Genomic DNA, 13,778 nt, shown 5'->3' with positions numbered 1-13,778 from the left:
CGCAGGCAAGCCAGCTCCCACATTTGGTTTTCGCAGCCTGGGGGAGTGGGTATCAGGCCAGTTCGGTCGCAGTGTTCTTGACTACTGCCAACTCTGGATGGGCCACCAACTTATCAATGTGCAACTCATCATTGTTCAACCAGATCTCCGTCAGCACCCGGTAATGCTCCATATCCCGGCAGCGCATACGCAGGCTGTAGTCGAACGGCCCGCTGATCAACTGGCATTCGAACACCTGCGGGCAGGCTTTGACGCAGGCTTCGAAGGCCTTTTGCGCCGAGCGCCCGCTCTGGTTGGACAAGGCCACCAGCACCAGCAGCGACAGCCCTGGTGAGACCATCTGCACATCGATGATCGCCCCATACCCACGGATCACCCCGCGTCGCTCCAACTTGCGCACCCGCTCCAGGCATGGCCTGGGGGTCAGGTGCACCAGCGACGAGAGTTTTTCATAGGTGATGCGCCCCTGGTGCCTGAGCACATCGATGATCGCCTCGTCGATGCGATCCAGCGCAGGGGAGGAGTGGGGTCCGTTGGCCTTGGTATCCATGAGTTCACTTCAAACGGTTGGAAAGAAATTGCTGCAAGCGTTCGCTGTTAGGGTGGTCGAGGATCTCGGCGCTGCCGTGTTCCTCGACTCGGCCCTGATGCAGGAACAGCACTTGGCTGGACACCTGGCGGGCAAAGCCCATTTCGTGGGTGACCATCAGCATGGTACGGCCTTCCTCGGCCAACGTCTGTATGACTTTGAGCACTTCGCCTACAAGTTCCGGGTCGAGGGCTGAGGTCGGTTCGTCGAACAGGATAATCTCCGGCTCCATCGCCAATGCCCGCGCAATCGCCACACGCTGCTGCTGGCCACCCGAGAGGAACGCCGGGTATTGATCCGCCACGCGGTTTGGCAAGCCGACTTTGTCCAGGTACAGGCGCGCACGTTTTTCCGCCTCGGCGGCGCTCACATTCAGCACCCGGCGCGGGGCCATGGTGATGTTTTCCAGCACCGTCATGTGACTCCACAGGTTGAAGTGCTGGAACACCATGGCCAGGCGCGTGCGCAGGTTTTGCAGTTGTGCCTGGTGCGGCGCGCGGGTGCCGGCGCGGCCTTGCTGCATTTCGATGCTGATGCCGTCCAGGGTGATGACCCCGGCGTCCGGCTGTTCAAGAAAGTTGATGCAACGCAGCATGGTGCTTTTGCCCGAGCCGCTGGCGCCGATCAGGCTGATCACATCGCCTTGACGGGCATTGAGGGACACACCTTTCAGCACTTCGTGTTCGCCGTAGCGTTTGTGAATGCCTTCGACTTGAAGCTTGATGGCGGCAGTTGCAGTTTCGACAACCGGTACATCCACCGGATAAACGGCCAGGGCCTGCGCGGACTGATTCATGGGTTAGCCTCGGGTAGGAACAAGAAAACGCATCCAGCGACGTTCGGCCAGCCGAAACAGGCCCACCAGTGCAAAGGACAGCAGCATGTAGAGCAGGGCGGCGATACCAAACGCCTGAAAGGTCAGGAAGGTTTCGGCATTCGCATCGCGGGCGACCTTGAGGATGTCGGCAACGGTGGCGGTAAACGCCAGTGACGTGGCGTGCAGCATCAGGATCATTTCATTGCTGTAGGCCGGCAATGCGCGGCGCAATGCGGCGGGTACCACCACGAACAGATTCAGCCGCCAGCCGTGCAGGCCATAGGCGCGTGCCGCTTCGATTTCGCCGTGGGGAATATTGCGGATCGCCCCGGCGAAGATCTCCACGGTGTAGGCACAGGTGTTGAGCACAAACGCCAACAAGGTGCAGTTCAGCGCATTGCGGAAAAACTGGTTGAGCAGGGCGTTGTCCTGCACCACCTCCAGGCTGTACAGCCCGGTGTAGCAAATCAGCAACTGGATATACAGCGGCGTGCCGCGGAACAGGTAGGTGTAGACCTCCACCGGCCAGCGCAGCCAGACGTGCTGCGAAACCCGCGCCAGTGCCAGGGGGATCGACAGGCAAAAACCGAGCACCACCGAGATGATGAACAGCCACACGGTCATGGCGACGCCGGACAAGCCGCTGCCATCGCTGAACAGGTAGGCCAGGCCGTATTGCTGGAACAGTTCGATCATCGCGCCATCCCCTTGATGCCCAGGTTATAGCGCCGTTCGAGGCGCTTGAAGATGCGGTTGGAGAGGGTAGTGATCAGCAGGTACACCAGGCCCGCGAGGATCAGGAAGTACAGTGGCTCGCTGGTGGACTTGCCGGCGTTTTGCGCGGCCTTGACCAGGTCTGACAGGCCGATGATCGACACCAGCGCCGTGGACTTGAGCAGCACCAGCCAGTTATTGCCCAGGCCCGGCAGGGCAAAACGCATCAGTTGTGGGAACAGCACCAGGTGGAAGCGCTGCCAGCGGCTCAGGCCATAAGCCGTCGCGGCTTCCAACTGGCCCACCGGTACGCTGAGGATCGCGCCACGGAAGTTCTCGGTGAAATACGCGCCGTAGATAAATCCCAGGGTGACCACCCCGGCGGTGAACGGGTCGATTTCAAAGTACTCCCAGCCGAACACTTCAGTCAGGTCGTTGAGCCACAGTTGCAGGCTATAGAAGATCAGCAGGATCAACACCAGGTCCGGCACGCTGCGGATCAGCGTGGTGTAGAGCGTGGCCGGTACGCGCAGCCATCTGGCGCTGGATAGCTTGGCGCCGGCGGCGACCAGGCCCAGGGTTAGGCTCAGGGCCAGGGCGAGGAAGGCCAGCTTGAGCGTCATCCAGGCACCCTGGGCCAGCATCGGGCCGTAGCCTTGCAGGTTGAGGAGTTCGTTCATGGGAAGATCTCTAAAAGGCACACACACCATCTTTGTGGGGAACCGATTTGTGTGGGAGGGGGGGCTTGCTCCCGATAGCGGTGGTTCAGTCAATATTTTCAATGACTGACCACTGCTATCGGGAGCAAGCCCCCCTCCCACAAAAGCTGCATCCACAGGGAGGTCGATGGCTTAGTTATTCGTTGTAGATATCTTGATCGCCGAAGTATTTCTTCTGGATCTGCGCGTAAGTGCCATCGGCCTGGACGGCGGCGATGCCTTTATTGATCAGCTCACGCAGTGCCTGGTCGTTCTTGCGCAGGCCCATGGCGATGTCCAGCGGCAGGGTCGGGTCCTTGAAGGCCGGGCCGGTCTTGAAGTCGGCGCCTTCGGGCTTGGACAGGAAGTTGAGCTGGGCTTCGAGTTTGTCGGTCAGGGTGGCGTCGAGGCGCCCGTTTTGCAGGTCGGCGTAGTTCTGCTCTTGAGACTGGTACGCCTTGATCTGCGCACCCAGCCTGGCCAGGTGCGCTCGGGCGTAGGCTTCCTGCAGCGAGCCTTGCAGCACGCCGACCTGCTTGCCCTTGAGCGATTCCGGGGTATCGCCGAAGTCGGCGCCTTTGCGCGTGATCACCGAGGTGGGGCTGAGGAACAGGCGATCGGTAAAGTCGATGACTTTTTCGCGAGCCGGGGTCACGGCCATGGAGGACATGATGGCGTCGAACTTGCGCGCACGCAGGGCCGGGATCATGCCGTCGAATTCATTGTGCACCCAGGTGCATTTCACTTCGAGCTTGGCGCAGATGGCGTTGCCCAGTTCAATATCGAAGCCTTGCAGGCTGCCGTCGGCGGCCACGGATTCGAAGGGTGGGTATTCGGGGAACACGCCAAAACGGATTTCTTTCCAGTCCTGGGCGTGGGCGGCGGTGGCGCACAGAGGCAACAGCAACGCAGCGAAGAGTGATCGCAGTGGAGTCATGTGGAGGTCCCTATATTTTGTAATTGATGTCAGGGCAGTGAATAACTGGGAGCAGAGAATGCTTCATGATGGTGCGTTTTTTGTGTCGTTTACCCCCTGCACAAAGCGCAAATTGCGCTGTTAAAACCGACAATGCAGCGCAATCGGCTGTTGCACCCGCCGAATCGGCTTTTAATCCAGCAAAGTCCGGCCCGCCCTCGACGCAAAGCGGCAGGCCAGAGCGGTCTCAGGCGCGCTTTTTGTGCTGTGCGACCGGCTGCCGGGCCAGGCGGGCAAACAGGTCTTTGGGGTCAGCCAGGTCGGGTACCAGTTCCAGCTCGCTGCCCACGTCCAACGCCTTGGCGACGTCCAGTACATAGCGCAGGGCCGAGTAGTCTTCGATGGCAAACCCCACCGAGTCGAACAGGGTGATCTGGCGCGCATTCTCGCGGCCGGGCTTCTGGCCGTTGATCACTTGCCACAACTCGGTCACCGGCGAATCCTCAGGCATGTGCTGGATCTCACCTTCGATGCGGCTTTGCGGTTCGTACTCCACGATCACCCGGGCACGTTCGACGATGCGCCGGTCCAGCTCGGTCTTGCCCGGGCAATCGCCACCCACGGCATTGAGGTGCATACCCGGTTCGATCATCTCGTCGGTGAGGATGGTTGCATAAGCCTTGTCGGCAGTGACGGTGGTGACGATATCCGCGCCTTTGACCGCGTCGGCCACGCTGTCAGCCAGGATCACCTTGATCGCCGGGAACGCCTTGAGGTTGGCGGCGAGTTTGGCGGTGGCCTTGGCGTCGATATCGAACAGGCGAATTTCGTTAATGCCAAGCATGGCGTAGAAGGCCAGGGCCTGGAATTCGCTTTGGCAGCCGTTGCCGATCAACGCCATGCTGCGGCTGTTGTCGCGCGCCAGGTAGCGGGCGACCAGGGCCGAGGTGGCAGCGGTGCGGATGGCGGTAGTCAGGGTCATTTCCGCCAGCAGCACGGGTTTGCCGGTATCCACATCGCCCAAGGCGCCAAAGGCCATCACGGTCAGCATACCGGCCAGGGTGTTTTTCGGGTGGCCGTTGACGTATTTGAACGCATACAGCGAGGCGTCCGAGACGGGCATCAACTCGATCACGCCATCCGGTGAATGGTTGGCCAGGCGTGCGCATTTCTCGAAGTCCTGCCAGCGCAGGTAGTCGGCACGGATGTACTCGGCCATCTCGGTGATGCAGGTTTGCAAACCTTTTTGCGAAACCAGGTAGCTGAGGTCGTTGACGTCGATATAACGGGTCATGGCAAGACTCCTTATTGAAATGAGGGGCGGATCGGCAGATGCACTTCGGCCAACATGCAACGGGCACTGCCGCCGCCGATGCGTTCGATGTTTTCGATATTCACCACCAATGGTCGCGTATGGCGCTCCACCTGCTGGCGCTGCGCCGGTTGCAACGCGCGCCAGGCGCTGGCAGACATCACCAGCAATGGCTGGCCGTCACGGTCGTGGACTTCGAGCATGTTGCCGGCGAAGGCTTCTAACTGGTCGAAGTCGAGGGCGAGGATGTCCTTGCCGGTGTCGCGCAGTGAGCGTTCCAGGGCCAGGCGCTCGCGCTCGTCGGGCAGGGCTTGCAGGCACACCACTGCGAGGTCGCGACCGACGCTCATCATCACGTTGCTGTGGTAGATCGGTGCGTGGTGGCGGTCCAGGGCGTGGAACACGCAGAGTTGGTAGTCCAGACGTTCGGCAAACTGGCGCAGCGCCGCGTGATGGGTGCGCCCGGAGTGGCAGGCGTAGCTGATGCGGTGCTGGCGGTCGAGCACCATGCTGCCGGTGCCTTCGAGGAAGATGTCCTGTTGTTCCAGGTGGCTGAGGTCGATGGTGGTGTTGATCGCAAAGCGCTGCTCCAGAACTTGCAGCACGCCTTTGTTGCGCTCCAGCCGTCGGTTCTGGCCTTGCATGGGGTAAAGCACCAGGCTGCCGTCGGCGTGGCTGCTCCACCAATTGTTGGGGAAGATCGAGTCCGGTGTGTGAGGTGCCGGGGTGTCCTGCACCACCAGCACTTCCACGCCGTGACTGCGCAGGGTGTCGACATAGCCGTCGAATTCTTTCAGCGCTTTGTGCTGTGCACTGAGCGGGTCCGGCGGCGGGCGTTGAAAACGGTTGTTGATCGCGGTATCCGGGTTGAAGGCAAAGCGCGCCGGGCGAATCATCAGGACGGTGTTGGTGGTTTGCATGGGGGCACGGGTCCATGGGGGATCTTGTGACGCTATTTTGTGCCATAGGGTGGGAGGATCCCGGCTGAAACAGCGGGGCGGCTCAGCCGGGAAAGCTGAAAAGGTGGATAAGGCAGCTGAATCGGCTGCCGGATTGAAATGTGCTCAGATGTGGGTGGGTAACCTGTTCAATAGCCGTTACCTGTCACGCCACCATAATGATCTTCGACACCAACTCCACCACGGTCTTGGCCTGCAACTTCTTCATCAGCCGCGCCCGGTGCACTTCCACCGTGCGGTGGGAAATCGCCAGGCGCAGGGCGATTTCCTTGGACTTGAAACCATTGACGATGTGCATGGCGATTTCCCGCTCCCGCGGCGTGAGGTCGCCAGTGCCCTGATGCAGACGGTCCAGGCGTTCGAAGTGCCAGATCATCAGCTTGAACGGGTCTTGGGGGGTGAGGGTGTAGCCGTGGGACTTGGCCCAGAACACTTCGCCATTGTGGTGCTGCATGAAGCGCTCATCGGAATAAAAGCCGTTGTCGCTGTCGAGCAGCCAGTCATGGCTGCGCTTGCCGATGGCATGGTAGTCGGCCTGGGACGGGTAGATCAGAAGGGTCAACTGATTGACCAGTGCCTGGCGTGTATAGCCGAACAGCTTCAGGAAGGCATCGTTGCAGTCGAGTATTACCCGGTCGCTGGTGACGATCTGCGGGGCAGGGGACAGCTTGAACGCCAGGCGTTCGAGGTCGGGAAATTGCTGTGCAAGCGCGTTCATGGGGCATCCTGCCTCGTTGTTCAATGCCCTGGTGCGCTACTTACCCATGTAAGTAGTTACACGAATTGGCGCGGGACCCGGGGTGGGTCATTGTAAGTAAAGTCCGGATCAAGAACAGAAGAAATTGATTATGCCTGCTGATTGCGTCTCCATTGTTGCCGCTGGTCACTCCCGCTTTGGTCGCCTGGAAGGCACCACGCTGGAAGACCTGATCGTCCAGGTTACCCGTGAAGCCCTGAGTGACGCTGCGATTGATGCGTCGCAAATCGACGCGCTGTTCCTGGGGCATTTCAACTCTGGGCTGGTGCCCGACGGTTTTGCCGCCTCGTTGCTATTGCAGGCCGACCCCGGGCTGCGCTTCAAACCTGCCACCCGCTGCGAAAACGCCTGCGCTTCGGGTTCGGCGGCGATCCAGGCGGGAGTCAATGCGATTCTCTCCGGCAGCGCCGAGTTGGTGCTGGTGGTGGGCGCCGAAAAGATGACTCACACCAGCACCGCCGCGGTCACCCAAGCCCTGGCCGGCGCCGGCTATCAGAACGACCCGGCCGAAGCCGGCCTGAGTTTCCCGCAATTGTTCGGCCGCGCCGCCCGCCAATACGCCGAGCGCTACCACTGCCCGCTGGGCTCGATGGCGGCCATCGCCACCAAAAACCACTCCAATGCCATGGCCAACCCGCTGGCGCAGATGCATCGGGAGATGAATTTCGAGCACTGCAACAACGTGTCCCAGAGCAACCCGTTCGTGGCCGACTCCCTGCGTCTGACGGACTGCTCGCTGATCAGCGACGGCGCCGCCGCGATTATTCTGGCGTCACCCAAACGTGCGCGGGCGTTTCGCCGCGAGGTGCAGATCCGGGCGATGACCCAGGTCAATGACACCTTGCCCATCGCCCAGCGCGACATCCTCGCCTTTGAAGGCCCGCAACGAGCGATCCATGCAGCGCTGCGCACAGCGAATGTGACCCTGGCAGACCTGAGTTTCGCCGAGGTGCACGACTGTTTCACCATTGCCGAGCTGCTGATCTACGAAGCCATGGGCCTGGCGCCCAAAGGCGAAGGGCATCGCGTGCTCGACAGCGGCGTGGTGCGTGCCGGCGGGCGCTTGCCGGTCAACCTTTCCGGCGGGCTCAAGGCCAAGGGGCATCCGGTCGGTGCAACGGGGGTGTCCATGCACGCCTTGGCGTTCCGGCAATTGACCGGGGAACCGATTGGCCTGGCGGTGCCCAACCCGGAGTTCGGCCTGGTGTTCAACATGGGCGGCATGGCGGTGGCCAACTACGCATCGGTCCTGCAGGCACGCCGGAGCTGAGCCATGAACATTGCCAACTGGCTGCACGACACCCAGCGTCGGGCCCCGCAACGCCCGGCGCTGTTCAACGGCACCACCCAAGTGGCCGACTACGCCACCTTCGCCGCCCACGTGCGCCAACGCGCCGCGCACCTGGTGGACCAGCACGGCCTGGTGCCGGGGGACGCGGTGGCGCTGCTGATGAAAAACAGCTGCGACTATCTGGAATTGCTCTATGCCATCTGGTGGATGGGCGCCGTGGCAGTGCCGATCAATGCCAAACTGCACCCCAGCGAAGCGGCGTGGATTGCCGATAATGCCGAGGCACGCTTGATCTTTACCGATGGCGGCCGGGTGTTCTCATCACGGGATTTGCCCCCGCGCTGCAAGGAGCTGGACGGCCACCTCTTACCTCCCAACACTGGCTGGCCGACCCTGGAACAACCGGTGCCACGCCACGACCAGGACCTCGCCTGGCTGTTCTATACCTCCGGCACGACAGGGCGCTCCAAGGGTGTGATGCTGTCCCACGGCAACCTGGTCGCCATGTCGCTGTGCTACGCCACAGATGTCGATGCGGTCAGCGCCGACGATGCCGCGGTGTATGCCGCGCCGATGTCCCACGGTGCTGGCCTGTATAACTTCATCCATGTGCGCTGCGGCGGACGCCATGTGGTGCCGGCCTCCCATGGCTTCGACGCAGCCGAGCTGTTCGGGCTGGCCGAGCAGGTGGGCAATGTGTCGCTGTTTGCCGCGCCGACCATGGTCAAGCGCATGGTCGAGCAGGCACGGCGCCAGGATTATCACGGCGCTGGCATCAAGACCATCGTGTATGGCGGCGGCCCGATGTACCTGGCCGATCTGCGTGAAGCCGCCGACACCTTCGGGCCGCGCCTGGTGCAGATCTACGGTCAGGGCGAGAGCCCGATGACTATCAGCGTGTTGCCCCGTGCAGTGATTGCCGATCGCCAACGCCCCGACTGGGCCAGCCTGGCCGCTTCGGTGGGCCACGCGCAGTCCTGTGTGGAAATCCGTATTCTCGATACTGCGCACCAGCCTTTGCCCACCGGTGAGCGCGGCGAAATCGCGGTGCGTGGCGCCACCGTGATGCAAGGCTACTGGCGCAACCCGCAAGCCACTGGCCAAACCTTGGTGGACGGCTGGCTGCTGACCGGTGATATCGGCTATCTAGACGCAGCCGGCTATCTGACCCTGACGGATCGCTCCAAGGACGTGATCATCAGCGGCGGCAGCAACGTCTACCCGCGTGAAGTCGAGGAAGTGCTGGCCCAGCATCCGCAGGTGTTTGAGGTGTGCGTGGTGGGCGAGCCGGACGCTCAGTGGGGGGAGTCGGTGGTGGCGTTTGTGGTGACGCGCAGCGGCCAGCCCCTGGATGAGGGTGAACTCACCGCCTGGTTCCTGACGCGCATGGCCTCGTTCAAGAAACCGAAAAAATATGTATGGCGCAGCGACTTGCCCAAGAACAGCTACGGCAAGATTCTCAAGACCGACTTGCGGCAGTGGTTGAAAGCAGCGAGTATCGCCGCGCTTTGACATGGATCGATAATCAGACAAGGAGTCCCCACGATGGGCAATCCCGCACAAGACACTGTCCGCAAGCGCCGCCGAGCGTTTCTGGGCGCCACCTCGGGCCACTTGATCGAGTGGTACGACTACGGCGTCTATGGGTTTCTCGCGGTCTATATCGGCCAGGCGTTCTTCGTCTCCGATGACCCCACCACCAGCCTGCTGGCCAGCTTCGCCGCGTTTGCCCTGAGCTTCTTTATCCGCCCTTTGGGTGGGCTGTTCTTCGGCCCGCTGGCAGACAAGATCGGCCGGCGCAAAACCCTGATCATGGCGCTGGTGATGATGACCGGTTCCACGGTGATGCTGGGGTTGTTGCCGACCTACGCCAGCCTGGGCATCGCCGCGCCGATCCTGCTGATCCTGGTGCGCTGCGTGCAGGGCTTCTCGGCGGGCGGCGAAATCGGCACGGTCACCAGCTTTATCTCCGAATACGCAGGGCCCGGTCGCCGCGGCTTCGCCACCTGCTGGTTGATGGTCACCGCTGTGCTCGGCCTGTTGCTGGGCGGCGCCGTGGCCAATGGCATGACCTGGGTGCTGGGCGCCGAGGTCATGCAGGAATGGGCCTGGCGCGTACCTTTCCTGATCGCTGCGCCCCTGGGCTTTATCTCCATGTACATCCGCCTCAAGCTTGAAGACAGCCCCGAGTTTTTAGCCCTGCAACGCGCCGGGCAAACCTCGCGGGCGCCGCTGCGGGAGGTCTGGCAGTGGAAGCGCGCGATTGCCCTGGTGTTCTTTATCATCACCTTGCACAGCTCGATCTTCTACCTGGTGCTGACCTTCGCCTCGACCTACATGGCCAAGATCCTCAAGTTCGACAGCGGCACCACCTTGCTCTACGTGTTCGTTGCCAGCTTCTCGGCCGCCTTCGTGATGCCGTTTGGCGGGGCATTTACCGATAAATACGGGCGCAAGCCGTTCCTGATGGTGATCGGCACGCTGGCGACCCTGGCGATGTTCTGGCTGTTCAAGTCGGCACCCACCGCGACCCCGGCGTCGTTCTTCGCACCGTTGATGGCGGTGGCGATTCTGTTCGGGCTGTATGCGTCGTCGACCTACGCGTTGATGAGTGAGCTGCTGCCGACGCGGATTCGCTCCACCGGCATTGCAGTGGCATACAACGTGCCGGTGGCGGTGTTTGGCGGCAGTGCGCCGTTGATTTCCACCTGGTTGATCAAGGTGACCGGGGACATTACTTCGCCGTGGTACTTCTACGTGGCCACCGGGGTGGTGTCGCTGGTGGCATTGGTGGTGTTGCGCAAGGAGGATTTTGTCGCCAGCGGTCATTCGGCGCTTGTGCCCGCCGATGTGGGAGGGGGCTTGCTCCCGAAGACGGCCTCATAGTCGACGCTTATCCAACTGATGCAGCACGATCCAAAAAAGGTGGCCAGCCGTTGTTGTGATGAGAATGGGTCATTTCCAATGAATTGACCCAAGGTTTTGGCGATGAGCTATACCTTAATCGGTTCGATGCTCGCACACCGCCTTAATCAATGATCAACAAGGAAGAGACCACTATGAGCGATGTTCAACTGATCACCAGCGTATCCATTCAAAGCCTCACCGAGCTGTTGCAGGAAGCCGGGTATCGGGTCAACCAGTCTGAGCAGAACGGCGTTGTGCAATTGCTCAGCGCCAGCCAGGGCATCGGTTTTGCCGTGCGTTTTGGCAATCCGGCGGCCGAGCAGGGCAGTTACGTGGACTTTACCTACAGCTGCGCCCTGCGGGTGCAGGGTGAATTGCCCGAGGGCCTGGCTCAGGTGTGGAATGCCTCGCGGCGCTTTGCGCGGTTGTCGGTGCAGGGTGAGTTTCTGTTGATGGAGATGGACGTGGTGGTGGCCGGTGTCGGCGCTTCGCATCTGCGTAGCCAGTTGGAACTGTGGGACCGCCTGTTGCAGGAATTTATCGTCTACCTGCGCGAATACAGCCAGCAAGCCGCGCAGTTGCAGGCTCAGGCCGCAGCCGCTCCGCTCAGTGAGAGTGCATCCGCCTGATTAAATGTGGGAGGGGGCAAGCCCCTCCCACAGGTACATCGTTCACACTGGGGGTGCAGTAACATACCGAAAACAGAGTGAAGTGCGATGCTCGCCACCCGTTTGACCCTGATCTGCCACGCCATCACCCCCCTGCAAAAACATGGGCGTTTTCCCGACGATGAGTCCGTCTCGATGGACTGGCAAAGTGCTGCTTGCTCCCTGGCCGGACGCTACAAAAAACAGCCACGCCTGCTCTGCGGCCCCGAAGCCAGGGCCCGCCAGACAGCCGGCTTGTTCGGCGCCCACGCCGAGGTTGAAGTGGCGTTGCGCGATGTTGATCTCGGTTTATGGAAAGGCCAGGACATCAGCCAACTCGATAGCCAGGAATTAAAGGCCTGGAGCGCCGACAGCACCCGCGCACCCCATGGCGGCGAGTCGGTGGATCAGCTCTGTGCGCGTGTGGGCCAATGGCTCGAATCTCTCGAAACCCACCCCGGCCATACAGTCGCCGTGACCCACCCGTTCGTGATTCGCGCCGCGATGCTCTCCGTCATGCAGTTCCCGGTCTCGATGTTCTATCGGATCGACGTCGAGCCCCTGTCGGCCACTGAGTTGCGCTTCAATGGCGTGTGGCGCCTGCGCCTGGAAACTCACGCCTGACGTGCAGATCATGGCAAAATCAACGCCCCGCACTGAGAGCACCCCATGAAACGCATCCTGATCATCGGCATTGGCGCCGGCAACCCTGACTACATCACGATGCAGGCCGTGAAGGCGCTGAACCGTACCGACGTGTTCTTCCTGATGGACAAGGGCCAGAGCAAGGACAAGCTAATCGACCTGCGCCGTGAGATCTGCCAGACCTACATCACCGAGCCCGGCTACCGTTTTGTCGAGGCCGATTGCCCTGAGCGCGTACGCGGTGAAATCGACTACACCACCGCCGTGCAGGACCTTAACCGCGATAAGCAGCACACCTTCGAGCGCATGATCAACGAAGAAATGGCCGACGGTGAAGTGGGGGCGTTCCTGGCCTGGGGGGATCCTGCGCTGTACGACAGCACCATTCGTATCTTGCAGGCGATCCTGGCCAGTGGCCGGTGCGTGTTCGAGTTCGAGGTGATCCCCGGCATCACCAGCGTGCAGGCGCTGGCGGCCCAGCATAAGGTGCCGTTGAACCGTATCGGCAAGTCCGTCGAAATCACCACGGGACGTCGCCTGGCGGCGGGGCAGGCCAGTGATGCCGATACCCTGGTGGTGATGCTCGACGCAGAAGATTCCTACCGCAGCGTGGCGGATCAGGACCTGGATATTTACTGGGGCGCCTACCTGGGCACGCCTGACGAAATCCTGATCAGCGGTAAAGTGGCCCACGTGGCGCAAGAGATCGAACGGGTACGCAAGGCGGCGCGCCTGGAAAACGGCTGGATCATGGACACCTATTTGTTGCGCAAACCCTGAGGTAAATCCGATGCTCAAACAGCTTGCCCTCGCATTGGCCCTGGTGGCCGGCGCCGTTCATGCCGATACCGGCTTGCACACCGACTTGCCGTTGTCCTACCTGGAACAAAACCAGAGCGATGCGCGTAATCAGCCGCTGGTGATCTTCCTGCATGGTTTTGGCAGCAACGAGGAAGATCTGTTTGGTATCAAGGACGCGTTGCCATCCACCTGGACCTACCTGTCAGTGCGTGCGCCGCTGCCGGTGGAACCGCACGGTTATCGTTGGTTTACCAAGACTGATGAGCCTGAGTACAACGGCGAGACCGATGAACTGTTCAGCAGCGCCCGACTGATCAAGGACTTTGTGGTCAAGGCTACCGCCAAGTACCACACCCAAAGCGATCGGGTATTCCTGGTGGGGTTCAGCCAGGGCGCGATCATGTCTTACGAGGTGGCCTTGCGTGAACCCGAGTTGGTACGCGGTATCGCCGCGCTCAGTGGCAGCGTGCTACCGGTACTCAGGTCTGCGCTGAAGCCTGATGCGTCCATGGGCAAACTGGCGATTTTTATCGGCCATGGCACTCTGGACCAGGCGCTGCCCTTCAGCTCGGCCACGCAGGCAGATAAGGTGCTGGTGGGGTTGGGGCTCAAGCCGGAGTTTCATGAATACCCGGGGATGAATCACACGATCAGCGAAGCGGAAGTGCAGGACTTGAAAGCCTGGCTAGAGAAAAGCCTGAAGTGAAATGCAGTAAAAAATGTGG

The 13,778-nt window shown here is 61.2% G+C and carries 15 protein-coding genes; 7 read left to right on the top strand and 8 right to left on the bottom strand.

What is annotated here, in order from left to right; all coding sequences use genetic code 11:
• Positions 1 to 52: 52 nt before the first annotated feature.
• The 8 genes from E4P00_RS06290 to E4P00_RS06255 all read right to left on the bottom strand — a co-directional run bounded on the left by E4P00_RS06290 (position 53) and on the right by E4P00_RS06255 (position 6,723).
• Positions 53 to 550, bottom strand: a complete 498-nt coding sequence (locus E4P00_RS06290) for an Lrp/AsnC family transcriptional regulator (protein WP_005787545.1) — start codon at positions 548 to 550, stop codon at positions 53 to 55.
• Positions 551 to 554: 4 nt separating this feature from the next.
• Positions 555 to 1,385, bottom strand: coding sequence for an ATP-binding cassette domain-containing protein (locus E4P00_RS06285; RefSeq protein WP_248130953.1), 831 nt, complete (start codon positions 1,383 to 1,385; stop codon positions 555 to 557).
• A 3-nt stretch (positions 1,386 to 1,388) separates the two neighbouring features.
• Positions 1,389 to 2,102, bottom strand: coding sequence for an ABC transporter permease (locus E4P00_RS06280; protein ID WP_078821072.1), 714 nt, complete (start codon positions 2,100 to 2,102; stop codon positions 1,389 to 1,391).
• On the bottom strand, positions 2,099 to 2,800 hold the full coding sequence (locus E4P00_RS06275) for an ABC transporter permease (RefSeq protein ID WP_032876394.1): 702 nt from the start codon (positions 2,798 to 2,800) through the stop codon (positions 2,099 to 2,101). Before E4P00_RS06275 ends, E4P00_RS06280 begins: the two co-directional genes overlap by 4 nt.
• A 175-nt stretch (positions 2,801 to 2,975) precedes the next feature.
• On the bottom strand, positions 2,976 to 3,755 hold the full coding sequence (locus E4P00_RS06270) for an ABC transporter substrate-binding protein (RefSeq protein ID WP_005787553.1): 780 nt from the start codon (positions 3,753 to 3,755) through the stop codon (positions 2,976 to 2,978).
• 226 nt (positions 3,756 to 3,981) lie between these two features.
• Positions 3,982 to 5,028, bottom strand: coding sequence for an ornithine cyclodeaminase (locus E4P00_RS06265; RefSeq protein ID WP_032876388.1), 1,047 nt, complete (start codon positions 5,026 to 5,028; stop codon positions 3,982 to 3,984).
• 11 nt (positions 5,029 to 5,039) lie between these two features.
• Positions 5,040 to 5,966, bottom strand: a complete 927-nt coding sequence (locus E4P00_RS06260) for an arginine deiminase-related protein (protein ID WP_248130951.1) — start codon at positions 5,964 to 5,966, stop codon at positions 5,040 to 5,042.
• 184 nt (positions 5,967 to 6,150) lie between these two features.
• A complete protein-coding gene (locus E4P00_RS06255) occupies positions 6,151 to 6,723 on the bottom strand; it encodes a LuxR C-terminal-related transcriptional regulator (RefSeq protein ID WP_248130949.1) in 573 nt (190 codons plus the stop codon).
• Positions 6,724 to 6,853: 130 nt separating this feature from the next.
• Between E4P00_RS06255 and E4P00_RS06250 the strand changes: the two genes are divergently transcribed.
• The 7 genes from E4P00_RS06250 to E4P00_RS06220 all read left to right on the top strand — a co-directional run bounded on the left by E4P00_RS06250 (position 6,854) and on the right by E4P00_RS06220 (position 13,759).
• Positions 6,854 to 8,032: an acetyl-CoA acetyltransferase gene (locus tag E4P00_RS06250; protein ID WP_078821075.1), complete on the top strand. Its 1,179-nt coding sequence runs from the start codon at positions 6,854 to 6,856 to the stop codon at positions 8,030 to 8,032.
• Positions 8,033 to 8,035: 3 nt separating this feature from the next.
• Positions 8,036 to 9,565, top strand: a complete 1,530-nt coding sequence (locus E4P00_RS06245; protein ID WP_248130947.1) for an AMP-binding protein — start codon at positions 8,036 to 8,038, stop codon at positions 9,563 to 9,565.
• 33 nt (positions 9,566 to 9,598) lie between these two features.
• A complete protein-coding gene (locus tag E4P00_RS06240) occupies positions 9,599 to 10,939 on the top strand; it encodes an MFS transporter (protein WP_078821077.1) in 1,341 nt (446 codons plus the stop codon).
• Between the two features lie 173 nt (positions 10,940 to 11,112).
• Complete coding sequence (locus E4P00_RS06235) at positions 11,113 to 11,589, top strand: YbjN domain-containing protein (RefSeq protein WP_032876374.1); 477 nt, start codon at positions 11,113 to 11,115, stop codon at positions 11,587 to 11,589.
• An 87-nt stretch (positions 11,590 to 11,676) separates the two neighbouring features.
• Entirely contained in the window at positions 11,677 to 12,231 is a 555-nt protein-coding gene (locus E4P00_RS06230; RefSeq protein WP_032876371.1) for a histidine phosphatase family protein, read from the top strand.
• A gap of 45 nt (positions 12,232 to 12,276) precedes the next feature.
• The gene (gene cobF, locus E4P00_RS06225; protein ID WP_248130945.1) at positions 12,277 to 13,032 is read left to right on the top strand and encodes a precorrin-6A synthase (deacetylating); all 756 of its coding nucleotides are present in this window, start codon (positions 12,277 to 12,279) and stop codon (positions 13,030 to 13,032) included.
• Between the two features lie 10 nt (positions 13,033 to 13,042).
• The gene (locus E4P00_RS06220; RefSeq protein ID WP_248130942.1) at positions 13,043 to 13,759 is read left to right on the top strand and encodes an alpha/beta fold hydrolase; all 717 of its coding nucleotides are present in this window, start codon (positions 13,043 to 13,045) and stop codon (positions 13,757 to 13,759) included.
• The last annotated feature ends 19 nt before the right edge of the window (positions 13,760 to 13,778 follow it).

Source organism: Pseudomonas sp. B329 (genome assembly GCF_023127835.1).
Lineage (GTDB): Bacteria > Pseudomonadota > Gammaproteobacteria > Pseudomonadales > Pseudomonadaceae > Aquipseudomonas > Aquipseudomonas synxantha_A.
The sequence above is the reverse complement of the archived record's forward strand: the minus strand, read 5'-3'. Positions and strand labels throughout refer to the sequence as shown.

Coding starts and splice junctions, on each gene's coding strand:
- E4P00_RS06290 (WP_005787545.1), bottom strand. CDS start 550: ATGGATACCAAGGCCAACGGACCCCACTCCTCCCCTGCGCTGGATCGC.
- E4P00_RS06285 (WP_248130953.1), bottom strand. CDS start 1,385: ATGAATCAGTCCGCGCAGGCCCTGGCCGTTTATCCGGTGGATGTACCG.
- E4P00_RS06280 (WP_078821072.1), bottom strand. CDS start 2,102: ATGATCGAACTGTTCCAGCAATACGGCCTGGCCTACCTGTTCAGCGAT.
- E4P00_RS06275 (WP_032876394.1), bottom strand. CDS start 2,800: ATGAACGAACTCCTCAACCTGCAAGGCTACGGCCCGATGCTGGCCCAG.
- E4P00_RS06270 (WP_005787553.1), bottom strand. CDS start 3,755: ATGACTCCACTGCGATCACTCTTCGCTGCGTTGCTGTTGCCTCTGTGC.
- E4P00_RS06265 (WP_032876388.1), bottom strand. CDS start 5,028: ATGACCCGTTATATCGACGTCAACGACCTCAGCTACCTGGTTTCGCAA.
- E4P00_RS06260 (WP_248130951.1), bottom strand. CDS start 5,966: ATGCAAACCACCAACACCGTCCTGATGATTCGCCCGGCGCGCTTTGCC.
- E4P00_RS06255 (WP_248130949.1), bottom strand. CDS start 6,723: ATGAACGCGCTTGCACAGCAATTTCCCGACCTCGAACGCCTGGCGTTC.
- E4P00_RS06250 (WP_078821075.1), top strand. CDS start 6,854: ATGCCTGCTGATTGCGTCTCCATTGTTGCCGCTGGTCACTCCCGCTTT.
- E4P00_RS06245 (WP_248130947.1), top strand. CDS start 8,036: ATGAACATTGCCAACTGGCTGCACGACACCCAGCGTCGGGCCCCGCAA.
- E4P00_RS06240 (WP_078821077.1), top strand. CDS start 9,599: ATGGGCAATCCCGCACAAGACACTGTCCGCAAGCGCCGCCGAGCGTTT.
- E4P00_RS06235 (WP_032876374.1), top strand. CDS start 11,113: ATGAGCGATGTTCAACTGATCACCAGCGTATCCATTCAAAGCCTCACC.
- E4P00_RS06230 (WP_032876371.1), top strand. CDS start 11,677: ATGCTCGCCACCCGTTTGACCCTGATCTGCCACGCCATCACCCCCCTG.
- cobF (WP_248130945.1), top strand. CDS start 12,277: ATGAAACGCATCCTGATCATCGGCATTGGCGCCGGCAACCCTGACTAC.
- E4P00_RS06220 (WP_248130942.1), top strand. CDS start 13,043: ATGCTCAAACAGCTTGCCCTCGCATTGGCCCTGGTGGCCGGCGCCGTT.